This window comes from Arthrobacter sp. 8AJ (assembly GCF_902506025.1).
GTDB lineage: Bacteria > Actinomycetota > Actinomycetes > Actinomycetales > Micrococcaceae > Arthrobacter.
This window is the reverse complement of the sequence record NZ_LR733289.1, coordinates 1985109-2009558: the sequence shown is the minus strand read 5'-3', so window position 1 is coordinate 2009558 and position 24450 is coordinate 1985109. Positions and strand designations below refer to the sequence as shown.

27 protein-coding genes and 1 riboswitch are annotated in these 24450 nt (G+C 67.8%); of the genes, 14 read left to right on the top strand and 13 right to left on the bottom strand.

The window, feature by feature from the left end:
• The first annotated feature begins 30 nt into the window (after positions 1-30).
• Entirely contained in the window at positions 31-708 is a 678-nt protein-coding gene (locus BACI349Y_RS09375) for an endonuclease/exonuclease/phosphatase family protein (RefSeq protein WP_159631871.1), read from the top strand.
• Positions 709-741: 33 nt separating this feature from the next.
• Here the strand turns inward: BACI349Y_RS09375 and BACI349Y_RS09370 are convergent, their stop codons facing one another.
• Together BACI349Y_RS09370 and BACI349Y_RS09365 are read right to left on the bottom strand one after the other, a co-directional pair.
• Positions 742-1257 (bottom strand): NUDIX domain-containing protein, encoded by a 516-nt coding sequence (locus BACI349Y_RS09370; RefSeq protein WP_159631870.1) that lies wholly within the window; start codon positions 1255-1257, stop codon positions 742-744.
• Positions 1258-1306: 49 nt separating this feature from the next.
• A complete protein-coding gene (locus BACI349Y_RS09365; protein WP_159635457.1) occupies positions 1307-1498 on the bottom strand; it encodes a DUF1918 domain-containing protein in 192 nt (63 codons plus the stop codon).
• Positions 1499-1571: 73 nt separating this feature from the next.
• On the opposite strand from BACI349Y_RS09365, the gene BACI349Y_RS09360 reads away from it, so the two are divergent.
• On the top strand, positions 1572-2078 hold the full coding sequence (locus BACI349Y_RS09360) for a metallophosphoesterase family protein (protein ID WP_201302419.1): 507 nt from the start codon (positions 1572-1574) through the stop codon (positions 2076-2078).
• A gap of 151 nt (positions 2079-2229) precedes the next feature.
• A complete protein-coding gene (locus BACI349Y_RS09355) occupies positions 2230-3123 on the top strand; it encodes a glucose 1-dehydrogenase (protein WP_159631869.1) in 894 nt (297 codons plus the stop codon).
• A gap of 42 nt (positions 3124-3165) precedes the next feature.
• On the opposite strand, the gene BACI349Y_RS09350 is transcribed toward BACI349Y_RS09355, so the two are convergent.
• The 5 genes from BACI349Y_RS09350 to BACI349Y_RS09335 are packed head-to-tail and all read right to left on the bottom strand — an operon-like array spanning position 3166 to position 5862.
• Entirely contained in the window at positions 3166-3612 is a 447-nt protein-coding gene (locus BACI349Y_RS09350) for a DUF1810 domain-containing protein (RefSeq protein WP_159631868.1), read from the bottom strand.
• 20 nt (positions 3613-3632) lie between these two features.
• Positions 3633-4163: a DNA alkylation repair protein gene (locus BACI349Y_RS09345; protein WP_159631867.1), complete on the bottom strand. Its 531-nt coding sequence runs from the start codon at positions 4161-4163 to the stop codon at positions 3633-3635.
• Positions 4160-4519 carry a TraR/DksA family transcriptional regulator gene (locus BACI349Y_RS09340; RefSeq protein WP_159631866.1) on the bottom strand — a complete coding sequence of 120 codons (360 nt, stop codon included), beginning with the start codon at positions 4517-4519 and terminating at the stop codon, positions 4160-4162. Before BACI349Y_RS09340 ends, BACI349Y_RS09345 begins: the two co-directional genes overlap by 4 nt.
• Positions 4520-4540: 21 nt before the next feature.
• Positions 4541-4852: a hypothetical protein gene (locus BACI349Y_RS20250; protein ID WP_236560782.1), complete on the bottom strand. Its 312-nt coding sequence runs from the start codon at positions 4850-4852 to the stop codon at positions 4541-4543.
• Positions 4849-5862 (bottom strand): coiled-coil domain-containing protein, encoded by a 1014-nt coding sequence (locus BACI349Y_RS09335; protein WP_236560780.1) that lies wholly within the window; start codon positions 5860-5862, stop codon positions 4849-4851. Before BACI349Y_RS09335 ends, BACI349Y_RS20250 begins: the two co-directional genes overlap by 4 nt.
• 252 nt (positions 5863-6114) lie before the next feature.
• Positions 6115-6286, top strand: a riboswitch (cyclic di-AMP (ydaO/yuaA leader).
• Positions 6287-6289: 3 nt separating this feature from the next.
• Between BACI349Y_RS09335 and BACI349Y_RS09330 the strand changes: the two genes are divergently transcribed.
• A complete protein-coding gene (locus BACI349Y_RS09330) occupies positions 6290-7135 on the top strand; it encodes a C40 family peptidase (protein WP_159631865.1) in 846 nt (281 codons plus the stop codon).
• A 108-nt stretch (positions 7136-7243) separates the two neighbouring features.
• Here BACI349Y_RS09330 and BACI349Y_RS09325 read toward each other — a convergent pair whose 3' ends face one another.
• From BACI349Y_RS09325 to BACI349Y_RS09310, 4 genes are read right to left on the bottom strand one after another with little or no spacing between them, the layout of a single operon-like run.
• Positions 7244-8704 (bottom strand): protein adenylyltransferase SelO, encoded by a 1461-nt coding sequence (locus tag BACI349Y_RS09325; RefSeq protein WP_159631864.1) that lies wholly within the window; start codon positions 8702-8704, stop codon positions 7244-7246.
• A 9-nt stretch (positions 8705-8713) separates the two neighbouring features.
• Complete coding sequence (locus tag BACI349Y_RS09320; protein WP_159635451.1) at positions 8714-9610, bottom strand: ribonuclease Z; 897 nt, start codon at positions 9608-9610, stop codon at positions 8714-8716.
• Positions 9603-10127: a mycothiol transferase gene (locus tag BACI349Y_RS09315; RefSeq protein WP_159631863.1), complete on the bottom strand. Its 525-nt coding sequence runs from the start codon at positions 10125-10127 to the stop codon at positions 9603-9605. Before BACI349Y_RS09315 ends, BACI349Y_RS09320 begins: the two co-directional genes overlap by 8 nt.
• A gap of 51 nt (positions 10128-10178) precedes the next feature.
• On the bottom strand, positions 10179-10610 hold the full coding sequence (locus BACI349Y_RS09310; protein ID WP_159631862.1) for a hypothetical protein: 432 nt from the start codon (positions 10608-10610) through the stop codon (positions 10179-10181).
• Positions 10611-10710: 100 nt separating this feature from the next.
• On the opposite strand from BACI349Y_RS09310, the gene BACI349Y_RS09305 reads away from it, so the two are divergent.
• The 7 genes from BACI349Y_RS09305 (at position 10711) to BACI349Y_RS09265 (ending at position 19575) form a co-directional block, all read left to right on the top strand.
• A complete protein-coding gene (locus tag BACI349Y_RS09305; RefSeq protein ID WP_236560779.1) occupies positions 10711-11856 on the top strand; it encodes an AI-2E family transporter in 1146 nt (381 codons plus the stop codon).
• Between the two features lie 109 nt (positions 11857-11965).
• Complete coding sequence (locus BACI349Y_RS09300; RefSeq protein WP_159631861.1) at positions 11966-12832, top strand: universal stress protein; 867 nt, start codon at positions 11966-11968, stop codon at positions 12830-12832.
• Between the two features lie 73 nt (positions 12833-12905).
• Complete coding sequence (locus BACI349Y_RS09295) at positions 12906-14531, top strand: DUF4389 domain-containing protein (protein ID WP_159631860.1); 1626 nt, start codon at positions 12906-12908, stop codon at positions 14529-14531.
• A gap of 74 nt (positions 14532-14605) precedes the next feature.
• Positions 14606-15073 (top strand): universal stress protein, encoded by a 468-nt coding sequence (locus BACI349Y_RS09290; RefSeq protein WP_159631859.1) that lies wholly within the window; start codon positions 14606-14608, stop codon positions 15071-15073.
• 43 nt (positions 15074-15116) lie between these two features.
• Positions 15117-16115 carry a polysaccharide deacetylase family protein gene (locus BACI349Y_RS09285; RefSeq protein ID WP_159631858.1) on the top strand — a complete coding sequence of 333 codons (999 nt, stop codon included), beginning with the start codon at positions 15117-15119 and terminating at the stop codon, positions 16113-16115.
• 17 nt (positions 16116-16132) lie between these two features.
• The gene (locus BACI349Y_RS09280) at positions 16133-19054 is read left to right on the top strand and encodes an HAD-IC family P-type ATPase (RefSeq protein WP_328699852.1); all 2922 of its coding nucleotides are present in this window, start codon (positions 16133-16135) and stop codon (positions 19052-19054) included.
• The gene (locus BACI349Y_RS09265; protein ID WP_159631857.1) at positions 19051-19575 is read left to right on the top strand and encodes a hemerythrin domain-containing protein; all 525 of its coding nucleotides are present in this window, start codon (positions 19051-19053) and stop codon (positions 19573-19575) included. Before BACI349Y_RS09280 ends, BACI349Y_RS09265 begins: the two co-directional genes overlap by 4 nt.
• Before the next feature lie 102 nt (positions 19576-19677).
• Here the strand turns inward: BACI349Y_RS09265 and BACI349Y_RS09260 are convergent, their stop codons facing one another.
• Positions 19678-20163 (bottom strand): universal stress protein, encoded by a 486-nt coding sequence (locus BACI349Y_RS09260; RefSeq protein WP_268891527.1) that lies wholly within the window; start codon positions 20161-20163, stop codon positions 19678-19680.
• Between the two features lie 275 nt (positions 20164-20438).
• Between BACI349Y_RS09260 and BACI349Y_RS09255 the strand changes: the two genes are divergently transcribed.
• On the top strand, positions 20439-21113 hold the full coding sequence (locus BACI349Y_RS09255; protein ID WP_159631855.1) for a response regulator: 675 nt from the start codon (positions 20439-20441) through the stop codon (positions 21111-21113).
• Positions 21114-21132: 19 nt separating this feature from the next.
• Here the strand turns inward: BACI349Y_RS09255 and BACI349Y_RS09250 are convergent, their stop codons facing one another.
• Positions 21133-22785, bottom strand: coding sequence for a GAF domain-containing sensor histidine kinase (locus BACI349Y_RS09250; protein WP_159631854.1), 1653 nt, complete (start codon positions 22783-22785; stop codon positions 21133-21135).
• Between the two features lie 271 nt (positions 22786-23056).
• Here BACI349Y_RS09250 and BACI349Y_RS09245 point away from each other — a divergent pair, with 271 nt between their 5' ends.
• The gene (locus tag BACI349Y_RS09245) at positions 23057-23515 is read left to right on the top strand and encodes a pyridoxamine 5'-phosphate oxidase family protein (RefSeq protein ID WP_159631853.1); all 459 of its coding nucleotides are present in this window, start codon (positions 23057-23059) and stop codon (positions 23513-23515) included.
• Positions 23516-23572: 57 nt separating this feature from the next.
• Positions 23573-24433, top strand: coding sequence for a universal stress protein (locus tag BACI349Y_RS09240; RefSeq protein ID WP_159631852.1), 861 nt, complete (start codon positions 23573-23575; stop codon positions 24431-24433).
• Positions 24434-24450: the final 17 nt, after the last annotated feature.

Here is a 24450-nt window from a genome sequence, read left to right as displayed (position 1 = left end):
CCTGTCAGCAACCCTCAAAAGAGGTGTTTCATGCGCGTCATCAGCTACAACCTCCGCAAGCACAAGGCCAGCGGCGAACTTCTCGCCCTGGCCCGCAACCATGACATCGATGCGCTGTGCCTCCAGGAAGTGGACGCCAGCGACCTCCCGGAGACCCTCGGCCCGCTGCACCTGGCGGATGCCACCAAGGGCAACCGGCTGGGCCTGGCCATCTACTACCGCACGAGCCGCTTCACCGCACTGGACACGCAGTCCTTCGCATTGAAGAAATCAATGCATGACAGGGTGCTGGCTCCGGCCCATGAACGGCTCATCGGCATCAGGGTGATGGACACCGAAACGCAGCACGAGCTGGTGATCGGTTCCTTCCATGCAGCCCCGCTGACGGCGTCGAACTCGCTGCGGCGCAAGCAGATCCACGCCGCCCACGCGGAACTGCTCAGCATGGGCAAGGGCCTGATGACCCTGATGGTGGGTGACTTCAACTACCCGTTCTTCACCAAGAACCTGGACATGCACATGAAGAACTCCGGGTACGCCCTCTCCCTGAGCAACCGGCGCACGTACACCCGCTACAAGGTATTCAAGGGCCACTTCGACTTCGCCACCTCGCTGGGCCTGGACATCGCCAGCGTGGAGACGCTCCCGCGCGGAAACTCAGACCACCTGCCCATCCTGGTGACCGCCGAGTACGGCGAAGGCTACTAGCCGGAAGCCCCCTGGGAGGAGTCCGGGGCCGGCCTACCAGGGTTCGCCGGTGTCCAGCTGCGCCAGCAGTTCCGGCCACGCCGCCGCGAAACCGGGGTGCAGGTCCAGGGCTTCCACCTCTGCCACCGGGATCCAGAGCAGGGCGATGCTTTCGGGGTCGCTGATCACCGGCTCGAAGGATTCCCGCACCCTCACTACCACCGTGGTGTAGGACCAGTAGCCATGGTCCAGCACGGACGTGAACAGCACTTCCACGCTCTCCGATGGGACGGCGGCTTCCTCGTACGCCTCGCGGAGGGCGCCGTCAACGGGTTCTTCGCCCTGGTGGAGGGCACCGCCGGGCAGCCCCCAGGTTCCACCGTTGTGGCTCCAGACCGCACGGTGCTGCAGGAGCACGCCTTTGGCGGGGTCCCAGGCAAGGACGCCCGCGGCGCCGAAGCGGCCCCAGTACCTGCCGCGGTCCCCTTCCACCCAGGCGTCGCCCGGGTCGCGGGGACCGGTGCGCTGCGGCGGGGTGGAGGACATGCCTGCGGACGGAAAATGATCCATTGCTCCAGTCTGACAGGTGAAGCGGCGCCGGTGCAGTCCTGCAGGAGCGTCAGGTGCTGTGTCCGTGCTCGACGGCGAAATCGCCGCCGGGATACATGACGGTTTCGTGCCCGTCGTCGAAGCGGACGACGTACGGCGGACTGCCGCCCTCGCCGCGGACCTCCAGAATCACCCCGCGCCGGTCCGAAGACCCCACCGTCCTCCCGTGCACAACGATGCGGTCGCCTTGGGCTGCCTCCACGGCAATCACCTCCAAGCCCCCAGATTACGACTCCCGGCCGCACGGGAACAGGGCACCGTGGCAGGATTCGGGTATGCCATTGAACCTTGTCCTGCTCGCCGATACCCACGTGCCCAAAAGGGCCAGGAGCCTGCCCGGACAGGTGTGGGACGCGGTTGACCGCGCCGATACGGTCTTCCACGCCGGCGACTGGGTGGAGGCGGCACTGCTGGACGAGTTCGAACGCAGGAGCAGGCGCCTGCTGGGGGTTTTTGGCAACAATGACGGCCCGGAGCTGCGGAGGCGGCTGCCCGCGACCGCCACCGCAGTCCTGGATGGTGTCCGTTTTGCCATGGTCCACGAGACCGGCCAGGCAAAGGGCCGGGAACAGCGATGCGACGCGCTGTTTCCCGACGCCGACGTCCTGGTGTTCGGGCACAGCCACATCCCCTGGGATACGGTGTCGCCGAACGGGCTGCGGCTGTTGAATCCAGGATCGCCCACCGACCGCCGCCGCCAGCCGGCATGTACCTTCATGGAGGCCGTGGTGGACGGCGGGCGGTTGGCGGAGGTCAGGCTGGTGGAGGTCCGCCGCGACTGAGCCCGCGGAGCAGCTTGGCAGGGCGGCGGATTTCTGCCTAGGGTAGGAACCGTAAGCATGCTTAGTTTTAGTGGTTGCCCCGGCAGCCCGGGGCTGCTGCACCATCCGGGCGAAGAACCAGCCCGCGTCCAGCACGAACAGGAGTACCACCATGACTGACCAGTACACCTTCCGTAATCCCGTGACTGCCTACGAAAAGATCTCCCCGCCCAAGCAGCACCAGCCCGAGCCCGGACTCGATGCTGAGCTGGCGCCCAAGGCCGACCTCGGGGAAGAGACCTACCGGGGCACCGGGCGGCTGGAAGGCCGCCGGGCCATCGTGACCGGCGCGGACTCGGGCATCGGGGCAGCAACGGCGATCGCTTTCGCACGGGAGGGCGCCGACGTCGTGCTTTCCTACCTGCCGCAGGAAGAGGAGGACGCCTCGCGCATTGCCGGACTCATTGAGGCCGCCGGCCGCAAGGCCGTCAAGGTACCCGGCGACCTGAAGGACTCCGCCGTGTGCCGGGAACTGGTGGACACGGCGGTGGCCGTGCTGGGCGGGGTTGACATCCTGGTCAACAACGCCGGAAAACAGGTTGCGCAGGAGGACTTGCAGGACATCAGCGACGAGCAGTTCGACCACACGCTGAAGACCAACGTCTATGCCATGTTCTGGGTGACCAAGGCCGCCGTGCCGCACATGCCGGCGGGCTCAACCATCATCAACACCACGTCGATCCAGGCCTACAACCCGTCCCCCACGCTGGTGGACTACGCCACCACCAAGGCCAGCATCAACAACTTCACCAAGGGCCTGGCCCAGCAGCTGGCGCCCAAGGGAATCCGGGTAAACGCGGTGGCCCCGGGACCCATCTGGACGCCCCTGCAGGTCAGCAGCGGCCAGCCCAAGGAGGAACTGCCCGAGTTTGGCCAGTCCACTCCCCTGGGCCGCGCGGGCCAGCCCGCCGAGCTTGCCCCCGCCTATGTCTTCCTGGCCTCGCCCGAGTCCAGCTACGTGGTGGGCGAGACGCTCAACGTCAACGGCGGCAGCCCAACACCGTAGCGCGACCCGGGCTCCCCGCAGCAGCGGGGCAGCCGCCGGAGGTCAGCCGGCCGCGTCCTGGCCGGCCAGGAGCTCGTCCGTGGCCGGGTCCGGTTCCCCGTTGAAGAACTGGGCGAGGACGGTCTTGAACACTGTTTCTCCGGGCGCCGCCCGGAGAAACAGTGTCATGCTGGAGCGGAGTTTCCTGGCGTCGATACCGCCGAAAATGTCGTCGGCCGACTGGTCGGCGTGGTTTGCCAGGACCAGCGCGCACTCCAGGAGCCGCGGACCCAGCACCTCGTGGTCCAGGTAGGCGCGGGCCTCCGCCAGCGAGGAAATGGCGTACTTGCGGGACATGTCGCTCTGTCCCAGCCCGGCAATCTGCGGGAAGACAAACCACATCCAGTGCCCGGACTTCCTGCCGACCTGCAGCTCGCCCAGCGCCTGCTCATAGGTTCCGCCGGTGTTTTGGGCGGCAACAAAACGCTCAAGGTCAAACGGTTCATTCATGTGGATCTCCTCGGTACGTTTCAAATGGACAAGCCTTTTTCAAGGGCGCCGGCCGCCGCCCGCAGCTGCGGGTCCGGGTCTTCCCGCCACCGCGCCAGGACAACGCCTGCCCGCTGCCGCTCGCGCTCCCCCAGCCCCGCCAGCAACGGGACCAGGACGTCGGTAAGAAGGGGCCCGGTCAGGTCCGCCGCCTGCGCGGAGCGAAGGAAGCCCTCCAGCCGGGTCAGGTCAGAGTGACGGAGCAGCCGCACCCGTGACTGCAGCAGCACCACCGCTGCCAGGCGGCGCTCGAACACCGGCCGGGAACCGGGCCGCGGCTGACCCCACAGGGCGGACGCCAGCATGACCGTGCCGTCATGGTCCAGGTCCTTGAACTTCCGCAGCGCATCACGCACGGTCCCGCGGACGGCCCCCACAGAAGAACCATAAGAGGCCAGTACCCCGCCCAGCCGGGCCCCGACGTCGTCCGCACGATACCAGGCGCCCTCGTTCTGCAGGGTCCGGTCCACGAAATCCGCCGCCGCGGACACAACGTCCGCCGTACCGGTCACCGTCCGCGCCCGGACGCCGCGTGCCGGATGCAGTACGGGGTCCAGGGGCGGGCTTCCAGCCTGCCCTCGGCGATGGGCTCCCCGCAGACGGCGCAGGTTCCATAGGTCCCCGCCGCCAGCCGGGCAAGGGCCGCCTCAATCTGGTCCAGGCCCGCCGAACTCTGTTTCAGGAGCGCGGAGGCCTGTGAGAGTTCGAAGGCGATGGTGGCACCCTCGGGATCGTGCTCGTCATCGACATTGGAATCCTGGCGCGCCGAGTTTGCTGCCTCGATGTCCGCCCGCAGCGCCGGCAACAGTGCCAGGCGCCGCGCCCGCTCCTCTTCGAGCATCGCACGGAACCGTTCGAAATCTGGCATGTTGACAGCCTAACGCGTCAGTCAGTACCAGTTCAGGGATACGGAGTGGTTCCAGGCCGCGCACGGGGAACCGTAGCGGTCGCGGATGTAGCCCAGGCCCCATTCGATCTGGGTGCGGTAGCTGGTGAGCCAGTCACCGCCGGCGCTGGCGTACTTCCCCGGGGGCAGGGCCTGCGGAATCCCATAGGCTCCGGAATAGGCATTGGTGGCGGTGGTCAGCCAGTTGGACTCCTTGGTCCACAGCTGGGCCAGGCACAGGAACTGGTCCTGACCCCACCCGTAGGCGGGCAGGCGTCCGGACGCGTAGCTTTTGGCCCCGGCGGGGTCGTTCACCGCACCGCCGGGAACAGAAGGCACGACGACGGCGGGAGGGCTTGGCGGGGCCGGTGCCGGGTCTTCCGGAGCGGGAGGGCCGGGGTTGCTGACGCCGGGATTGCTGACGGCGCCGGGGGCTGGACCGGGTTGTGCCGGATTGGCCTGGGCCGGGCTGCCACTGCGGCCGCCCTGGCTGCAGCCTCCGCCTGCCCGCGGGCCTGCTCCTCAGCGGCGGCACGTTTGGCCGCCTGGGCCGCCTCGTAGGCGGCCAGTGCGGCCTGGCCCTGGCGGTACTCACCCTCCATGGCCGCCGTCGTACCTTTCAGGGTGGCGAGCTGGGCGGTCAGCTCGCTGCCGTGCCGCTGCTCCTCTGCGACGCGTCGGGCCAGCGAATCCTGGGCGGAACGTGCGGCGTCCAGTTTTGCTTTCGCTTCCCCGGACAGGCGTTCCCGCTCGCTCCTGGCGGCTTTTTCCTGTTCGGTGAGGGCGGTGGCCGTCTTTTCGGCGGCGGCAGCACTGGCGACCAGGGTGGCAGTCTTGTCGCCCACGAGCTTGACCAGGTTGAGCCCCTGGACGCTGTTGGTTTCCAGGGCGTCCAGCGCGACGAAGAATCCTGCATTGGTACCGCCGGTCTTGTAGGACTGGACGGCCAGGGCACCGATGTCCTTCCGGTGCCGGGCCAGTTCCGCGTTGGCACGGGCGGCGTGGGCGGACAGGGTATCCAGGCGGGAGGTGGCTGCCTGCAGCGCGGCGTCTGCGGCGGCGTAGTCGGCGGCCGAGCGCACGGCCATCCCGCCTGCTGCCTCCGAATCCGCCTCAAGGTCCGTCAGGAGTCCATTAATGGTGGCGATTTCTGCGGCTTTTGCCGCTTCGGACGATTTCGCCTCCTGCACGTCCGCCCAGGAGGGATACCCGCCGGGCGGTGGCGGCTCGTCGGCCGCCGCCGGCAGCATGGTGCCTGCGGCCAGGGCAAGGGCCAGGAGGCCTCCCTGCCAAGGGAGCCTCGCGATGGTCACGAACAGGGGCATAGTCCGGAAGCTTACCGCCGGATTCCCGCGCAACGCAGGCTGCTGTTTCCACATTGTTACCGTGCTCAACAGGAAAAGTATCAGCAGAGGTCCGCCCAGGAACGCCCTGGAATGTCCAGACGTTTGCGCAATGCGAGAGAAGAACATCGTATGTTATCCAAATGTGACAATTGCGATGCACCTGGGTTATGGTCGACTGGTGTCCCTCTCAGACGGGACATTCCCGTCAGCATGCCGAGCCCTGCCGCTGATCATGGGATCCAACCGCTCCAGTTGGCAGGGACGGGGGAACCAAGTTTCCACGGCCATATTGTGGCCTAGGGGTTAAGTCGAATGCGCTTCCGCCTACCGCGGAGCCGCTTCCGGCCGGGTATCTCCAGCCCGAACCCGACAGCTCACCCCGCAGGCATGGGAGAGGCGATCAACCGTGTCAAAAAATTCCATTTCAGCCCGTCACCGCGCGACTCCGGCCCGCTCCATTGTGCTCGAGGGCCTCGCCGTAACAGCAAAATCCCAGGCCCGCTCGCTGGGCCGCCCGGCGCTCGCCGTTGCTGCAGCGTCCGGCATCGCCTTCGGAGTCGGCGCCCCGGCCCATGCAGGTGTATCCGGCCCGGACACCACTGAGCAGACCAGCGTCCAGGCCACCTCGGCACCCGCTGCCCCGGCCGCAGCCCCCGCTGCAGCAGCAGGTAACGTCCACACCGTCGTTTCCGGCGACACCCTTGGCGCCATCGCTTCAGCCTACGGCGTCAGCCTCAATGACGTGCTGTCCGCCAACGGCCTGGGACTGTCCTCGATCATCTACCCGGGCGACCAGATCCAGATTCCGGGCGCAGGCTACACCGCAGCCCCGGCGCCGGCCCCTGCAGCAGCACCCGTGCAGGCCGCAGCCGCCACCGCTCCGGCGAACACCGGCATGAACATGTCTTACGCCTCGGCAACCCCCGTGGCATCAACCACCGGCACCGGCACCGGCGCAGCGATCCTCGCCTCGGCCTACGGCCAGCTGGGCGTCAAGCAGGATTGCACCGCCATGGTCGAGAAGGCGCTGCGTTCCGTCGGCAAGTCCGTGGGCGACCTGGCCCCCACCCAGTTCTTCCAGTACGGCACCGTTGTAGGCGCTCCCGCCCCCGGCGACCTGATCATCACCTCCGGACACGTGGGCGTTTACGCAGGCAACGGCCAGGTTGTCAGCGGCGGCGTCAACGGCTTCGACACGCAGGTGCACTCCATCAGCTGGCTCGGCGGCTACTCCGCTGTGCGCGTAGCCTAGTCTTCGCACTGTCCGGTGCCCTTGGCGGCCCCGGACGAAGCAGGAGGGTGGCAGCCGGGAATACCGGTTGCCACCCTCCTGTCGTTTTGCCCCCGCGGCCCGCTGCGGTCAGGTGCCGCAGAAGGTCATGTAGCTGCCGAAGTCGTCGGGCGCCCCCTGCAGGTAGCGTTCCAGGCCGGGCCGCTCGGTGAAGGGGTCGCTGACCGCCTCCAGCAGTTGCTGCAGTGGAGCCAGGTTTCCGGCGGTGGCAGCGGACAGCGCCTCTTCCACCAGGTGGTTCCGCGGAATGTAGGCCGGGTTCACGCTGTCCATCAGCTCCGGGTCAGGTTGCAGCGCCTGCCACCGGTCCAGCCAGGCATCGAGGGCGGCCAGGTCGAGGACCATGCCGCGCACGGGACGAAGGTCCCCGCGGGCCGCTTTGCCCAGGTTGCGGAAGAACAGGGTGTAGTCCACGGGTCCGTCCTTAAGAAGGTCGAGGACATCATCCACCAGGGCCCCGGCGCCGTTTTCATCGACGCTGTCCAGCCCCAGCTTGGCCGTCATCCCGCGGGTCCATGCCTGGCTGTAGTGGCCCCGGAAACTGCCCAGGACCTCCACTGCCGGGGCCACGGCTTTCTCCTGGTCCTGGTCAATCAGCGGCAGCATGGCCTCGGCGAGCCGGGCCAGGTTCCATTCGGCCAGGACAGGCTGGTTGGCATAGGCATAGCGTCCGCCGACGTCAATGGAACTGTAAACGGCGGCCGGGTTGAAGGCATCCATGAACGCGCACGGGCCGTAGTCGATGGTTTCCCCGGAGATGGTCATGTTGTCCGTGTTCATGACCCCGTGTACGAAGCCAACGAGCATCCACCGGGCCACCAGCTCCGCCTGGGCGGAGACGACCGCCGCGAACAGCGCAAGGTAGGGGTTGTCGGCATCCGCCGCGTGGGGGTAGTGCCTGCCGATGGCGTGGTCCGCCAGCCGCTTCAGGAGGTCCATATTTTCGGTGGCGCGGGCGTACTGGAAGCTGCCGACGCGCAAATGGCTGCCCGCAACCCGCGCCAGGACGGCGCCGGGCAGCATGTCATCGCGCCGGACCTGCCGGCCGGTGGCCACGACGGCGAGTGAACGGGTGGTGGGAATGTGCAGTGCGTGCATGGCCTCACTGACGATGTACTCACGCAGCATGGGCCCGACCACGGCACGGCCGTCCCCCGCGCGGGCGAAGGGCGTTCGCCCCGAACCTTTGAGATGGACGTCCAGGAGGCGGCCGGCCCGGTCAGTGACCTCGCCCAGCAGCAGGGCCCGTCCGTCGCCGAGCAGGGGCGAATACCCGCCAAACTGGTGTCCGGCGTACGCCTGCGCCACGGGTGTGGCACCGGCCGGCACATGGTTTCCCACAAGGAGCCGCACACCCTCGGGGCTGCGCAGGTACTGCGGGTCGAGGCCCAGGTCCGTTGCCAGTTTCCCGTTCAGGACGAGGAGCTCAGGGCTGGGCGCTTCCTCGGCCTGCCAGGGCACGGCGAGTTCCGCCAGTTCCCGGGCGAAACGGCCATCGAAAGTGACCGTGGATTCAGCTGCTGCCGTCATGGTTTAACCCTATCGCCGTTGTTGGGGCCGCCGTGGGACGGGGATGCGGTCAAGGTCGTTGGCGGCGATCACGGTAACCCCCGGAGCCCGTGCCTGCGCCTGTTGTTCCAGCACTGAGACGTCGTCGCCGTACCGTGCGGAGAAGTGGGTGAGCACCAGGGTGCGGGCCCTGCCGGACGCCGCCAGCTCCCCGGCCTGCCCGGCAGTGAGGTGCAGGTATTGCCGTGCCAGGGCGTCGTCGTCGTCACTGAACGTTGACTCGGTGACCAGCAGGTCAGCCCCGTCCGCCAGGTCCTCGGCGCCCGGGCACGGCGCGGTGTCCATAATGAAGGCGAAGCGCTGGCCCGGCCTGGGTACGCTCACATCCTCCAGCCTGACTGCCCCAAGGACGCCGTCGCGTTGCAGCCGGCCCACATCCGGCCCTCCGATTCCTGCCGCCCGGAGCCGCTCCGGCAGTAACGTGCGTCCGTCAGGCTCCCTTAGCTGGTAACCGTAGGTCTCGATGCGGTGCCTCAGGGGCTGCACCTCCAGGCAGTCCGCCACGGGCCCGGCGCCCGAATGCGGGTGGAGCCGCAGGTCGATGCCGGGCGAACCCACTGCCACCAAGGCCTGCACCACCGGGTCACCCGACGCCGGATAGTGCAGGTGGACAGGGTGTGGCACACCGTCAAGGGCCATCCGGGACAGGACCCCAGGCAACCCGTAGCAGTGGTCACCGTGCACATGGGTGAGGCAGATCCTGGTGATGTGGCCGGCCGCGACGCCGGCGTGGATCATCTGGCGCTGGGTTCCCTCACCGGGGTCGAAAAGCAGCCCCTCGCCGTCCCAGCGCAGGAAGTAGCCGTTGTGGTTCCGAGTCCGGGTGGGAACCTGGGAAGCGGTGCCCAATACCACCAGTTCACGCACCGCCGGCGCCTGCCGTTCCGCCATGCAGCCCCTTGGCGTAGGCGGCCTGGCCGATGTGCTGAAGGCAGTCCCCCAGAATGCTGACCAGCCGCACTCCGAGGGTCACAGGTGGATTCCAGTGCCTGTCAACCACGCGGTCCAGGTCCGGATCAGCAATGTCTTCCAGGACCTTGGCGGTCTGCCGGTGGACGGCTTCGTAGTACTCCTGCAACAGCTCCCGCGGCGCCCTGACGGCGTCCACCTGTTCACTGGAGTGGCCGTAGCCCGTGTCGCGTTCCCCCAGCGGAAGGCCGAAACGCTTAACGAAACCTTCAGCGGTCCACACCTGTTCCAGGCCCGCAGCGGAGGCTACCTGCGCATCCTCCACCCGGCCCGTATGCCAGATCAGCCACGCGATGGAATTGCCGTTGCCACCCGGCCGGCGCTGCAGCTGCGCCGCGTCCAGCCCGTCGAGGGCCTCCCGGACCAGGCCCGGGAGCCGATCGAAGGACTCCAGCAGCAGTTCTTTGGATTGCATGGGTCTCCCTCCCCTGCCGGCCGGGCCACGCCGGCCCGGCCCGCGGGGTTGCTAGCGTTCCAGGTCGTCGGGCTCAAACTCGCTGAGCGGCGAGCCGCCAAAATTCTCCTCGTCGTCGCTGCCGTCAGCCTCGAGGCCGGTGGGGGCTTCCCCAAAATCGACATCCGCTGCGGCCTCCCCCAGGGTGGGGGTGTCCGGCGATACCTGCTCATCGCCCGAACGGTACCGCGCCCGGGCGCTTTCATCCCGCAGCGCCTGGTCGCTCAGGAAGTCCTCCTCTTCACCGGAGAGGGCCTCGTCCTGCAGCAAGGGGTCATCCTGCCAGCGGTCGGGGTTGTTTTCGGCAGCACCCGGGTAGCTGTCAGGCTCCCCCGATACGGGGTCCAGTTCCAGGGACGACGCCGCGCCGGGAGTTTCGTCGAGAAGCACGTCGTCCTGCTCCACGACTTCCAGCTCATCGTCCGGGACGTTCTGTTCAGTCATGATGGTGCCTTTCTCGTTGCGGTGGGCAGACAATAGTAAGCATACTGACCAACAAATGCTGATGGAACCTCAGGTGCACCCGGCAGCAAGGAGAAAGCCCATGGAAGGCAATGAACCTCTGGACGGGGACGCGGCAGATCGCTCCCGTCCGCGGTCTTTTAGCGGCCGGATGTCCCTCCTGTGGACCGACGGCCTGGGCCGGGCAAGCATACGGGCAGTCCAGACGCTCTCCCTACTGGCGCTCGCCTGGGCAGTGGTGACGGCCGCGACCAGGGTTCCCCTGGTCACCATCCCGGTGATGGTGGCCTTGATCCTGGCCTCGGCCATGGCTCCCGCGGTCCGCTGGCTTGCTGCCCGCGGCTGGCCCCGCGCCCTTGCCGTCCTGTCCTCCTTCCTGGTGATCCTGGCAGTGGCGGCCGGCGTGGTGGGAGGCATCATCACACTGGTCAGGCAGCAGGCCTCCGTCCTGGCAGCCCGGGCAGAAGCCGGTATAGGCCAACTTCAGCAGTTCGTTACCACCGGCCCCGTGGCGCTGACGAACGACCAGATCAATGCCGCGCGGGAGGAGTTCCAGAAGTTCCTTGCCGGCGGGAGCCTGGGGGCCGACGCGTTGACAGGGCTGAGAACGGCTGGTGAGATTGCGGCCGGTACGGTCCTGACGGCAGTCATCCTCTTCTTCTTCCTCAAGGACGGCGAGAAGATCCGCTCGTTCCTGATCGGGTTTCTCCCGGCAACCCGCCAGGGCAAGGCACATCTGGCGGCCGGGCGAAGCATCGTGGTGCTGGGCGGCTACGTCCGCGGGACACTCATCATCGCTGCCATTGACGCCTTGATGGTCCTGATCGGGCTCCTGGTCCTGCGGGTTCCCCTGGCAGTGCCGCTGGCCGCGGTGGTCTTCCTGGGCGGTTTCATTCCGATCATCGGAGCAACCGCCGCCGGCAGCCTCGCGGTGCTGGTGGCCCTGGTGGAAAACGGGCCGGTTACCGCCCTCATTGTCCTGGTGATCCTGGTGGCCGCCAACCAGTTCGAGCACCATATCCTCCAGCCCCTTTTCATGGGCCGGGTCTTGCGGATCCACGGGCTGGTGATCATCCTCGCCCTGGCCGCCGGGGCCACCCTGGCCGGCGTCATCGGGGCCCTGCTGGCAGTGCCGCTCACCGCCGTCGGCTGGACCATTTTCAAGACCCTCGCGGAAAAGGACACTCCGGGCCCGGAGCCCGTCGCTCCGGCAGAACCGGGAGCGTAGAAGCGCCTGAGCAGCGCTTCCGTGACTTTTGGCCCTAGAGTGCCGCCAAGGCCGGGGCCAGTCTTGAAAGGCAGGAAACCCCAGTTCACGACGAGCAGGAAGAGCGGCCATGACATCGCAAAAACCCATAGCTGCGGGCACCAACGACTCAGCCCAAAGCCAGGCCGCGGTCCTGTGGGCAGCCCGCCGGGCCCACCGGGCGGGCCTGCCACTGGTGGTCCTCCATGTGGTGGACGACCGCTGGGTTGCCGAACCCTATCCGTGGTTCGGAACCCTCCAGCAGGCGGGCGAGGAACTCCTCAAGACCGCCGCCAGGCGCCTGGAAGGAGCGGTTCCCATCACGCCCGCCACGGAACTGCTCACCGGAAGCGTGGGCGGCTCCCTGGCCAAGTACTCCAAGAAAACTTCGATGATGGTCATTGGGTCCGGCAGCGGCCACCTCGGCGGCGCCCTTGCCGACCGCGCCCTCCAGGTGGCCACCGCTGCCAAGGTCCCCGTCGCCGTCGTCGGAACCCAGGACCTCGAGGGCAGGTCGGGAGTGGTGGTGGGCGTTGACGGGTCACCGGAGGCCACCCAGGCCGTTGCCTTCGCAGCCGCTGAAGCAGACCGCGAGGGAGACGAGCTCACGGTCGTGTACGCCGTCAGCGTGCCCGATCCCATCATCGATGCAGGTCTGACGCCGGGTGCCCTCGCGGACCTCATCGTGGACGAGGACCGGGTTGTCCTCTCCGAAACCGTCGCCGGGCTGAAGGAAGACTACCCCGACCTCACCGTGCACCAGCGGCTGGAAACCGACAAAGGCCCCGTGGACGCCCTCGTCGAAGCCGCAGCAGGAGCCCGGCTCCTGGTGGTGGGCAGCCGCGGCCGGGGCGCCTTCAAACGCCTCCTGCTGGGCTCCACCGCCCACGGGGTCCTGAAGCACCTGCCCTGCCCCACCATCATCACCCGGACCCAGGCAGCAACGAACGCCATCTAGGCAGCACCGCCCAGCACCGCCCGCTGATCCTCCCACCGCCCTGCCCGCATACCTAACGCGGAAGGTTCACCCCATGAAGAAGCCCGCAGCCATCATCATGCTGATCCTCGGGATCCTGATAACGCTTCCGGGCCTTGCCGCGCTGGCGGGCGGGGCCGTGGCGTCGGCGGTGGGAACGGTGGGAACCATCCAGGGGGACGGATACCTGACGTCCGGCTCATCGCGTTTCTCCGTGAGTTCATTCGCCCTGACCTCGCCGCGGGCAGACGCCATTGGAGACGACGTTCCCGGCAGGCTGCCCTTCGACGTCGGAACCCTGCGGCTGCGCGTTGAATCAGTGACCCCGGACAAACCGGTGTTCATTGGCATCGGCCGGCAGGCCGACGTCGAACAGTACCTCTCAGGCGTGCACCACTCGGAGCTGCTGAACATCCGCCAGCGGCCGTTCCGCGCCGAATACCGCGATGTACCGGGCGGCAACCCGGCATCACCGCCCGCGGACCAGCGCCTCTGGACCGCCTCCGCGTCGGGAACGGGACAGCAGGAGCTCACCTGGAACATCACGCCGGGCGCTTGGGAAGTGGTGGTGATGAACGCCGACGCCTCCCCCGGGGTTGATGTCCAGGCGCAGGCCGGCTTCCGCTCGGACCTGATCCGGCCGGCAGCCACGGGCCTGCTGGTGGGCGGGATCATCGCCCTGCTGATCGGCGTTCCCCTCATCATCTTCGGGGCCGCGGGTCTGGGCCGGCACGCCGCACGCCCTGACGGCGGGCGCCCCATGGGTGGTCCGGACATGGGTGGTCCGGGCATGGGTGGGCCGGTTTATCGGGAACCGTCAATGAATGGTCCGGCCGCGGCCGGACCGCCCTACCCTTCTACAACGCCGGCATCATGGACCCAGCCGGGAGCGGCCGTAACGCCGGGAACCGTCCCGCCACCACCGCCCCAGCAGTACAGCCCGGCAGCTGCCGCCCGCCCCGGCTACCCCGCGCGGCTCTTTGGTGAGCTCGATCCCGGGCTTTCACGCTGGATGTGGCTGGTCAAATGGTTCCTGGCCATACCGCATGTCATCCTCCTCTTCTTCCTCTGGTTCGCGTTCGCCGTCACCACCATCGTGGCGGGGTTCGCCATCCTCTTTACCGGCCGTTATCCGCGGGCACTGTTCGACTTCAACGTGGGCGTCCTGCGGTGGAACTGGCGCGTGGCCTTCTACGCCTACGCCGCCGTGGGCACCGACCTGTACCCGCCGTTTACGCTCAAGCGCGCCAATTACCCGGCCGATTTTGACGTGGAGTACCCGCAGCGGCTCTCGCGCGGACTGGTCCTGGTGAAATGGTGGCTCCTGTCCATCCCGCATCTGCTCCTGGTGGCCGCTTTCGCAGGGAGCACGGAAAGCGTCTGGCGGTGGCAGTCGGAGGACAACGTCCTTGGGGCCACCTACGAACGGGTCTCCGGGCCGTCCCTGCTGGGGCTGCTGGTGCTGATAGCGGCAGTGATCCTGCTGTTCACCGGCCGCTACCAGCGGCCGCTGTTCGACTTCATCCTGGGCATCAACCGCTGGATTTACCGTGTCCTGGTGTACACCGCGCTGATGCGTGACGAATATCCGCCGTTCCGGCTGGACCAGGGCGCCACCGAACCGGAGGGGCCCGGAGATGTGGTTCCCACCGGGGGCGTGCCGCCTGCGGGTGCGCCATGACCTTCGGCCCTAGCCCCGCCGCGCGCCTGCAGGCATGATGGGCCTGACACCGCGGGTCCGACGAGGGAGCAAACATGAGCATTGCCGGGGCACCAATAGCCAGGATCGTTGTAGGCGTCGATGGGTCGGAGGCGTCCGTGGAGGCGCTTCGGCAGGCCCAGCGGATGGCCACTCCCCTTGGCGCCAAGGTCCAGGCCATTGCCTGCTGGGAGTACCCGCAAATGTACAGCGGTTACGTGATGATGGGCGTCGAGGGCTTCGAGGAGGGGGCCCGGAAGGTCCTGGACGATGCTGTGGCGCAGGCCTTCGGAGACGAGACACCGGCCAACGTCAGCTCGACCCTTGTGCGCAGCCATCCCCGGGAAGCGCTGATCGATGCCAGCCGGGACGCCGACATGATCGTGGTGGGGCGCCGGGGACACGGCGGGTTCGGCGGCCTGCTCCTTGGCTCGGTCAGCTCCGCCATCGTTGCGCACGCCCATTGCCCCGTCCTTGTGGTCCACACGCCGGAGACCGAAGCCGACGGTTCCAAGGGTTCCTGAACGGAACATCGGCGGCAGGGACGGCTGACTTCCAAGGCAGGTGATGGTGGTGCCGGCCAGTGACGCACGACGACGGGCGCCCGCCATAGCGCTCGCCGCCGCCCTGGCGGTCCTCGCCATCATCCTGGCCCTGTTCCTTCCGGCACCCACGTCCGGGCCGCCGTCGGCCTCCCCGTCCCCATCACCGGCGCTCCCATCGCCGCTGCCGGGACCAACAAGTCCGCCGGCCCCGGGCAGTTCCCCGCCGGCAGAGGAGCCGCAGGAAACCGATACCCCCGAAGCAGGCCAGGCTCCGGTCGAGCCACCTGTGACCGTTCCGCCGGTGCCAGTGCCACCGGTTCCCGAACCGGAGCCGCCTGAAGCGCCGGCCCAGCCTCCGGAACCGGCCCGGCCGGCGCCGTTTCCGGAATCCCTCCGCGGCCAGGACCTGACCGTCATTCCCGGGGCAGGCCGTGTCGTGGCCCTGACCTTCGATGCAGGAGCCAACGCGGCAGGGCTGCCGAAAATCCTGTCGGCCCTTGCCGCCCGGGGCGTTGCCGGGACTTTCTTCCTGACCGGCAACTGGGCGGCGAACAACCCGCAGGCCGAGGCGCAGATCGTGGCCGCCGGGCACCGTGTGGCAAACCATTCGATGACCCATCCGGGGTTCACCAGCCTGGGAGATGACCTGATCGCGCAGCAGGTGCGCGGCGCCGAGGAGGCCATCCTGGCTGCCGGGGCCGACCCCAGGCCGCTGTTCCGGTTCCCCTACGGCGAACGCGACACCCGCACCATCGCGGCGGTCAACACCCTGGGGTACGTGTCCGTGAGGTGGACCGTGGACACCCTCGGCTGGAAAGGCACCAGCGGCGGCGCCAGCATCCAAACGGTGGCCGACCGCGTCCTGGCAGGGCTGCAGCCCGGCGAAATCGTCCTCATGCACATCGGGTCCAACCCCGACGACGGGACGACGCTGGACGCCGACGCCCTCCCCCAGGTCATCGACCGCATCACGGCCGCGGGGTACGGTTTCGCCACCCTCGACGCCATGCTGGGACACTGATCAGGGCGGCGGCACCCGTGGCGAAGCACAGGCCCTCCCGGAACAGCCACGTGACGGCCCGGCAGCCGGACCCGTCCGGCAGTGGCACCGGACCCGGAGACGCCGGGGATACGGCCCACCACGGATTGCCCGTCCACGAGGTGGTGTTGCTGCTTGAGACGGATGCCGCCAGGGGCCTTGACCAGGAAGAGGTGGCGCGCCGGCGTGCCCAGTTCGGCGTCAACGAGCTGCCGCGGTCACAGCGCGCAGGCATCGCGCGCAAACTCGGACGCCAATTCAACAATCCGCTGGTCTATGTGCTGTTGGCCGCTGCCGTGGTCACCGTCTTCCTGGGCGAATTCCTTGATTCCGCCGTGATCCTTGCAGTGGTCCTGGTCAACACGCTGATCGGCTTCGTCCAGGAGGTCCGGGCAGAGGCGGCCCTGGATGCCCTCCATTCACTGGTCCGCACGCATGCGGCCGTGATGCGCGGCGGCGAACGGAAGCATGTCCCGTCCGAGGACCTGGTCCCCGGCGACCTCGTCCTGCTGGAAGCCGGCGACAAGGTACCGGCCGACCTCCGCCTGGTACGCCTGTCCGCCCTGCGGGTGGACGAATCCGCACTGACGGGCGAATCCGATCCCGTAGCCAAGGACGAGGTGGTGCTGCCCCAGGTCACGCCCGTGGCGGACCGGCGGAACATGCTGTACAGCGGCACCCTGGTGACCGCGGGAACCGGTGCGGGAATCGTGGTGGCCATCGGCGGCGAAACCGAACTCGGCGAAATCCACCGGCTCATGGGTGCCGTCCGGCCCGTGGCCACGCCGCTGACCTTGAAACTGGCACGGTTCAGCACCACCCTCACCGTCGCCATCCTGGCCCTCGCCGCCGTGGCGTTCCTCGCCGGACTGGCACATGGCGAACGGCCGGGACAGATGTTCACGGCCGCCGTCGCCCTGGCCGTGGGGGCCATCCCCGAGGGACTTCCCGCCGCAGTGACGGTCACGCTTGCCATCGGCGTGCGGCGCATGGCCCGGCGCCGTGCCGTGGTGCGCCGGCTGCCCGTGGTGGAAACGCTGGGCAGCACCACGGTGATTTGCTCGGACAAGACGGGAACCTTCACCGAGAACCAGATGACAATCCGTGCGCTGTGGACGCCCTCCGGGTGGTACGACGTGACAGGCTCCGGCTACGGGCCGGAAGGACACATCACCCCGTCGGCCGGACAGCACCCCGCCCCACAGCACCCGGACGGCCGGAACCTGGCCGCCGGTGTGACACGTCCCGGCGGTGCCGCGCAGCCCGGCGGCGCCACGCACCCCGGGGATGCTGCGCTGCCCAAGGATGATGCGCTGCAGTGGTCGCTGTTGGGCGGAGCAGCCTGCAATGACGCCAGCATCCGCAGGGAGGGGTCCGGCTGGCAGGTGCGCGGTGATCCCACGGAGGCCGCGATGCTTGTGGCGGCAGGAAAGGCCGGCATCAAGGTGCAGGACTTCCTGGCTGCCAACCCGCGGCAGGCAGAGCTGCCCTTCACGTCCGAGCGGCAGTTCATGGCCACCCTCCACGCATCCACGCTCCCGGAGGATGGCGGCACAGTGTTCGTGAAAGGCGCCGTGGAACGTGTCCTGGAGCTCTGCGCCCACGAAATGGACGGCCAGGGCGCCGGCAGGCCCGTTCGCAGGCACGCCGTGCTCGGTGCAGCCCACGCGCTCGCGGACGACGGGCTCCGGGTCCTTGCCACGGCCATGATGAGCCTTCCCGCCGGTTCGGGCCCCCTCTCCGCCACGGAGTTGCGGGGCCGGATGACCCTGACCGGGCTTCACGCGATGCACGACCCACCGCGGGAAGCAGCCGCAGCCTCGGTGAAGGCGTGCCAGCGCGCAGGCGTGGGCGTGAAGATGATCACCGGGGACCACGTGCGCACCGCCGTCACGGTGGCAGCGGCCGTGGGGCTGGCTGCTGACAGCGCCGCGGGGACAGCCCTGACCGGGGCGGACCTCGATGCCATCCCGGCGGACCGGCTGCCGGAGGCCGTAGAGCGGGCCACGGTGTTCGCCCGGGTTTCACCGGAACAGAAGCTTCGGCTCATCGGTGCCCTGCAGTCCCGCGGACACGTGGCCGCCATGACCGGGGACGGCGTCAACGATGCACCCGCCCTTCGCCAGGCAAACGTGGGCATCTCCATGGGGCGCAGCGGAACGGAAGTGGCCAAGGAAGCATCGGACATTGTCCTGACGGACGATGACTTTGCCACCATCGAGGCGGCTGTTGAAGAAGGCCGGAACGTCTTTGACAACCTGACCAAATTCATCGTCTGGACCCTCCCCACCAACATGGCCGAAGGCCTGGTGATCCTCGTGGCCATCCTGCTGGGGGCGACGCTGCCCATCCTGCCCACCCAGATCCTCTGGATCAACATGACCACCGCCGTCGCCCTTGGCCTGATGCTCGCCTTCGAGCCGAAGGAACCGGGACTGATGGTGCCCACCCTCAACCCCCTCGGGTGGCAGAAGACGTCCTGGCTGAGCGCTTCGCCCGCGGGGAGATCGACGCTGCCGAGTACCAGAACAGGCTGGCCGTCCTGCGCGGCCACCCGGGTACCTGAGTCCGCGGCTCCCGCAGGCAATGGACAGTGGGGTGCAGCGATGCTCTCTGAATTCGAAAAACGCGAACTCGACCTGATCAGCCACGGTCTGGAAGCGGAAGACCCCAAGCTGGCAGCCCTGCTCAACAAGGATGCCTTTGCGCTGACACTCCGTACCCGCTTCCGGCGGGGGCTCGTCCTTGTCGCAGTGGGCGCCTGCCTCCTGCTTCTTGGGCTGGTGGTCCGGGTCCCCTTGCTGGGCATCGCAGGTTTTGCGGTGATGAACGGGGCTGCCTATTGGGCAATCAAGGACCTCCGCTGGTCCCTGCGCACCACGAACCGGCATGTCACCCAACTGGAAGGCAACAGCGAATGAACGCGGTGAACGGAAAGGATGCCTCCGCCGAGGCCCAGGCGCTGCAGGCAGTCGAGGCGCACGACGCCGACATGCTGCGGCACCTGAACGGTCTGGTGGGCCTGCTCACGGAGGCCGTGGAGGCGGGCGATCCCGGCGCCGGGCAGGAAACGCAGGCCGCCCTGCTGGACTGGTGCGACAAGGAGCTGGTGCCGCACGCGCTGGCAGAAGAAGGACCCCTCTACAGCGGGCCGCACGGCATGCCGGAGGCCCGGCTGCTGGTGGACGGCATGCTGGCCGAGCATCAGGTCATCGTGGGCCTGGTCGATGAACTCAGGACGGCCGATGGCGTTGCTGCAGCGGTGGCAGCCGGCGCCATCCAGCGGATCTTCGCCCTCCACCTGGACAAGGAGAACCGGCTCCTGATGCCCTTCGTCGTCGCATCCCCCGGCCTGTCACTCGCCCAGGCGGTCGAAGGACTTCACGAACTGGTGGGGGAAGGTGCGGCCCACCACCACGGGCAGGGCCACCACGGACACTAGGACAACCGGGCACACGGACACGCGGGCACACGGACGACGGCGGCGGGCGGGTCCCGGGGCCAGGGCCCGTGGGCGTCAGGTCACCGCAGCGCCAGGCACCAGTCAGGGCAGCACAGCAGACTGGGCCTGGGCAGCATTGTCGCCGGCTCCAGCCTCCGGGGCGTGCACCACCAGCACAGGGCAGTGCGCGTGGCTCACGCACGCGGTACTGACGGACCCGGGCACGAAGTTTCCATGCCCCCTCCTGCCGACAATCAGCAGCGAGGCGTTGCGGCTCGCGTCGATCAGCGCGGGGCCGGGCTTGCCGCGCACCAGGCGTGGATGCACAAATGCCGGTACTTCCCCGAAAGCGTCCGCCAGCGCCTGCTGCAGCACCTGGTGGGCGGCATACTTGACCCCCTCGATCCCTACGGCCAAATACACGCCGTAACCGGCTGGAACGTCCCAGCAGGCCCAGGCCTCCACCGGCGCGGACAGCGGCTCGGCCATTGCGCTGGCCACCCGGAGCGCGGCGACGGATGCCTCGGAGCCGTCCACCCCCACAATGATTCTGGGGCGCCGATCGGATGGCCGATCGGAAGCAGGCACCCCTGCCCCATTCCCTGCTGTTGCCACGTTGCCTCCTGTCGCCGTCCCACCCCAGCGTGTCCCTGAACCGCTGCCTCGAACAGGGCCAAAGGTCATCACGGGTGCACCAGTGCCATGGTGCCATGCGCAGCACCGGCAGAGACATGGGGTGCCCGGCGGACTTTGGTCCCTTCCGGCACAACGCCCGGCAGGGAACAATGGGACCCAGGCCCTTCCGGGGCCTGGCCCGCGCAGGCGGGACGGGGTGGTGAAGATTTTGGGAGCGTTCGGTGCAGATGCATGAAACTGGGGCTGATGAAGCGGCAGGATCTTCCGGGCAGGTCCGCGTGTTCATCCTTGATGACCACGAACTTGTCCGGCAGGGCCTGAAGGACCTGCTGGAAGGCGAAGGGTTCCTTGTGGTCGGCGAGAGCGGATCCGCGGCCGAGGCCACGCGGCGCATCCCCGCCCTGCACCCTGACATCGCCATACTGGACGGCCGGCTTCCGGACGGCACCGGGATCGAGGTCTGCCGGGATGTGCGTTCACTCGATCCCCGGCTGCGCTGCCTGATCCTCACCAGCTACGACGACGAACAGGCCCTCCGTGGGGCGGTCCTGGCCGGCGCGTCGGGGTACATCCTGAAGCAAATCAGGAGTGATGACCTCCTGGCGGGAATCCGCCGGGCCGCTGCGGGCGAGTCCCTTTTTGATCCGGGAGTCGAACAGCAGATCATTGCGGGGCTGTCCACGGTGCCCACCGACCCCCGGTTGGACGGCCTGAGCGCGCAGGAGAAAAAGGTGCTGGCCCTGATCGGCCAGGGGTTGACCAACCGCCAGATCGGCGATGACCTGTTCCTGGCCGAGAAGACCGTCAAGAATTATGTGTCGTCCATCCTGGCCAAACTGGGTTTCGAGCGCCGGACGCAAGCCGCCGTGTACGTCACCAAGAGCTCCACGGACTCTGCCTGAACCGCACCCTGGCCGGGGCTTACGCCAGCGGCACGGACCATTTCACGCAGGTGCCCCCGCCGGGGACGCTCTCGATGACGCAACTGCCCTTCAGTTGCCCGGCGCGGTTGCGCATGTTTGCCAGGCCGCTTACCTGGACAGGTTCGGTGAAGCCGTGGCCGTTGTCACTGATGAGGAGCTCCACCTGGTCCTGGCCAACGGCGACCGAGACCTGGATCTCGTCTCCGCCGGAATGCCGCAAAGCGTTGCTGAGGCCCTCTGACGCCACCGACAACAAATGGACAGCCACGTCTTCCCCGATCGAATCGACCGGTCCGTCCAGGGACACCTTGGGAGTGACGGCGTAACTTCGTGAGCTCTCCCGGACCACGCGCAGGATACGGCCCGTCAGGGGTTCGCGTTCTTCATCCGCGGTCCTGAGCGAGTAGATGGTGTCCCTGAGCTTTCGGATGGTGTCATCGAGTTCGGTGGTCACGGCGGCAATCCGTTCGTGCGCCACCGGGTCCAGGGTGTAGCGGCGCAGGGTCTGGATGCTGAGTCCGGCAGCAAACAAGCGTTGGATCACCAGGTCGTGGAGGTCCCGGGCGATCCGCTCCCGGTCGGTGAACAGGAGGTTTTGTTCACGCAGGGCATTCACCCGCGCCAGGTCCAGCGCCAGCCCAATCCGGCTCCCGAAGATGGCACTGGATTCCGCCTCAGCCTGGTTGAATGCGGGCGCTCCATGTGCGCGGGCCAGCAGGAGGACCCCGTTGTCGCCGGCGCTGTGCCCCAGCGAAAACACAAGGACGGAGCCGAGCTTCTCTGCCATCTTGTCTTCGAAAACCTGCCGCGGGTCCTGTGCCACGAACGACCCGCCGTTCTGGATCACGCCGGAGACCGCCTCGGAGGCTATCAGTTCCTGGCCTGTCTGGAGGCCCTGCACGCCAAGGCAGGCCCTGCACCGCAGCGCACCATCGCCCGCCGGCACGGCAATCACCGCAAGCGCCGAATCGGACACCTTCAAGGCCGTCTCGGCAACGGCGTCCAGGCTGCCCGCGTCCCCCGGTTGCGGGGTCATGATCAGGCGGCTGCTCAGCTCCATGCCTGCCTCCAGCCATTTCTGGCGGCGGCTGCTGTTTTCAAAGAGGCGGGCATTCTGGATTGCCACGCCGGCCGCGGCCGCCAGGGCAACGGCAAGGTCCTCATCCTCCACGGTGAAGTCCTCCCCGCCCCGTTTCTCGGTCAGGTAGAGGTTTCCGAACACTTCATCCCGGACGCGGACGGGGACGCCCAGGAAGGTCCGCATGGGCGGGTGGTTCGGGGGAAAACCTGAAGTGATGGGATGCCGGCCGAGGTCGTGTAGGCGCAACGGCTTTGGGTCACGGATGAGCAGGCCCAGGACGCCATTGCCCGTGGGCAGTTCGCCGATGGAACGGATGTCTTGTTCGTCGATGCCCACAGTGATGAAGTGGCTCAACCGGCGGTCCTCGCCGATGACACCCAAGGCTCCATACTTGGCGCCCACCAGGGCGCAGGCAGACCGCACCAGGCGGTCCAGGACGGCTTCAAGGCTGAGGTCCTCGGCGAGGGCCACCACCGCGGCCAACAGGCCGTTAATCCGCTCCTGGTTGTCCGGCAGGCCATCTCCCCGGACGGTGAAGTCCCGCTGCAGGTCTTCCACCGGATCCCTCATTAGAGAGTGCCAAGGCCGCTCAGTGCTCACGTCCCACCTCCTGCGGCATGAACCTGCGGCGCTGCGGGTCCTTGGCGCGGTCTAAGTGCACGAAACGGAAGTGCCGGCCTCCGCCCCCAGTGCCGCCTTCACCTGGGCATGAAGACGCTTCGCCTCCCATTCTAGGAGAGCCGGGGGGAAAATACCCTCAGTGAGCTTGGTAATGGGGGGCATACGGGGTGCGGGACCTTCTTCCCTATCCCTCGCGATCCGGCCGCCCTAGGCTACGGCCATGAACAGCGCAGCGGCAGAACCGGAAATCAAGGAACTCGGCGTCCACGATTGCTGGCGATACCTCCGGTCAACGTCCCTTTGCAGGATTGCCTTCACCGACGGCGGCACCGTGGAGAACTACCCGGTGAATTTTGTCCCCACCAACGGCACGTTGCTCATGCGTACCGGCGAAGGAACAAAGCTTGCTTCCCTGACGGACCGGAAAGCGGTCGCCGTCGAGGCGGACGGAATGAACCAGTACGGCACCATCGCCTGGAGCGTCGTCCTGAAGGGCCATGCCATGGTGGTGTCCGATGAAGAGGAAACCAGGGATGCCATGGAGGCGGGCCTGTCCCCCTGGCAGCCGGGTCGAAAAAATATCCTGATCCGGATCACGCCGGAGGAGATCACCGGCCGGAGGTTCGTGATCGCCGCTCCCACCCATTGGTGGCCGCCGCGGGAGCCCACCGCAGACTAGCCACCCAGCCCGACCTGACACCCCTCACCAGAACCCCCCCCCAAAGGATGGTTTCCCATGGCACCTGCCAAGCCAATCGCCGTCGGCATCTCAGACACTGCGGCGTCCAATGCCGCCCTGTTGTGGGCAGCAGCCCGGGCCAACCGGCTCAAGTGTCCCCTCGCCGTCGTGAACGTTGTGGACGACCGGTGGATGGCGGCGGAAGTGCTTCCCTACCTCGAAGTCCTGCGTGAATCAGGCCTGGGCCTCCTGAAGGAGGCCGGCGAAAAAGCCGTCGCCGCGGAACCCGGCCTGCAGATTTCGCTCCAGCTCCTCGAAGGAGGAGTGGGGGCGGCACTGGGTGACTATTCCAGGAACGCCTCCATGCTTGTCCTGGGCACCAGCGGGCACAACCGCGGTGCGCTGACGGACCGCGCGCTGCAGGCGGCTGCCACGGCTGAGTGCCCCGTTGCTGTCATCGGTGAGGGCCAGGCGGAGGGCCGCGGCATCCTGGTTGGCGTGGATGGGTCGCGGGAGTCAACGCAGGCAGTGGCGTTCGCGGCCGCCGAAGCTGATGCGCTCGGTGAGGAACTGACGGTGCTCTACGCTTTCACCGGCCCCAACCGGTGGATCGCGGCCGGGCTCCCGCAGAGCAGCTTTGCCACCCATGTGGTCGAGGAAGAGCAGATCGTGCTCGCCGAAACCGAGGCGGGACTCCGGCAGGACTATCCGGACCTGGTGGTGCACACCGTGATGGAAACCGTGCTGGAGCCGGCGGACGCCCTGCTCCGGGCTGCCGCAGGCGCCCGGCTGCTGGTCCTGGGCAGCCGCGGAAAGGGCGGCTTCGAAAGACTCGTGCTGGGTTCCACGGCGCACGCGGTGCTGACCCAGCCGCCGTGCCCCACCGTGATCACCCGCATGCACAAGCACAACGGCTGACCGGGCCTGCTGCCTGC

Bases quoted from the DNA above. Each gene is read 5' to 3' on its own strand.
- BACI349Y_RS09310 (WP_159631862.1), bottom strand. From the start codon at position 10,610: ATGACTGAACAGAACGTCCCGGACGATGAGCTGGAAGTCGTGGAGCAG.
- BACI349Y_RS09370 (WP_159631870.1), bottom strand. From the start codon at position 1,257: ATGGATCATTTTCCGTCCGCAGGCATGTCCTCCACCCCGCCGCAGCGC.
- BACI349Y_RS09360 (WP_201302419.1), top strand. From the start codon at position 1,572: ATGCCATTGAACCTTGTCCTGCTCGCCGATACCCACGTGCCCAAAAGG.
- BACI349Y_RS09245 (WP_159631853.1), top strand. From the start codon at position 23,057: ATGAACAGCGCAGCGGCAGAACCGGAAATCAAGGAACTCGGCGTCCAC.
- BACI349Y_RS09300 (WP_159631861.1), top strand. From the start codon at position 11,966: ATGACATCGCAAAAACCCATAGCTGCGGGCACCAACGACTCAGCCCAA.
- BACI349Y_RS09335 (WP_236560780.1), bottom strand. From the start codon at position 5,862: ATGCCCCTGTTCGTGACCATCGCGAGGCTCCCTTGGCAGGGAGGCCTC.
- BACI349Y_RS09255 (WP_159631855.1), top strand. From the start codon at position 20,439: ATGCATGAAACTGGGGCTGATGAAGCGGCAGGATCTTCCGGGCAGGTC.
- BACI349Y_RS09325 (WP_159631864.1), bottom strand. From the start codon at position 8,704: ATGACGGCAGCAGCTGAATCCACGGTCACTTTCGATGGCCGTTTCGCC.
- BACI349Y_RS09290 (WP_159631859.1), top strand. From the start codon at position 14,606: ATGAGCATTGCCGGGGCACCAATAGCCAGGATCGTTGTAGGCGTCGAT.
- BACI349Y_RS09315 (WP_159631863.1), bottom strand. From the start codon at position 10,127: ATGCAATCCAAAGAACTGCTGCTGGAGTCCTTCGATCGGCTCCCGGGC.
- BACI349Y_RS09240 (WP_159631852.1), top strand. From the start codon at position 23,573: ATGGCACCTGCCAAGCCAATCGCCGTCGGCATCTCAGACACTGCGGCG.
- BACI349Y_RS09285 (WP_159631858.1), top strand. From the start codon at position 15,117: ATGGTGGTGCCGGCCAGTGACGCACGACGACGGGCGCCCGCCATAGCG.
- BACI349Y_RS09265 (WP_159631857.1), top strand. From the start codon at position 19,051: ATGAACGCGGTGAACGGAAAGGATGCCTCCGCCGAGGCCCAGGCGCTG.
- BACI349Y_RS09340 (WP_159631866.1), bottom strand. From the start codon at position 4,519: ATGCCAGATTTCGAACGGTTCCGTGCGATGCTCGAAGAGGAGCGGGCG.
- BACI349Y_RS09250 (WP_159631854.1), bottom strand. From the start codon at position 22,785: ATGAGGGATCCGGTGGAAGACCTGCAGCGGGACTTCACCGTCCGGGGA.
- BACI349Y_RS09350 (WP_159631868.1), bottom strand. From the start codon at position 3,612: ATGAATGAACCGTTTGACCTTGAGCGTTTTGTTGCCGCCCAAAACACC.
- BACI349Y_RS09295 (WP_159631860.1), top strand. From the start codon at position 12,906: ATGAAGAAGCCCGCAGCCATCATCATGCTGATCCTCGGGATCCTGATA.
- BACI349Y_RS09305 (WP_236560779.1), top strand. From the start codon at position 10,711: ATGGAAGGCAATGAACCTCTGGACGGGGACGCGGCAGATCGCTCCCGT.
- BACI349Y_RS09355 (WP_159631869.1), top strand. From the start codon at position 2,230: ATGACTGACCAGTACACCTTCCGTAATCCCGTGACTGCCTACGAAAAG.
- BACI349Y_RS09375 (WP_159631871.1), top strand. From the start codon at position 31: ATGCGCGTCATCAGCTACAACCTCCGCAAGCACAAGGCCAGCGGCGAA.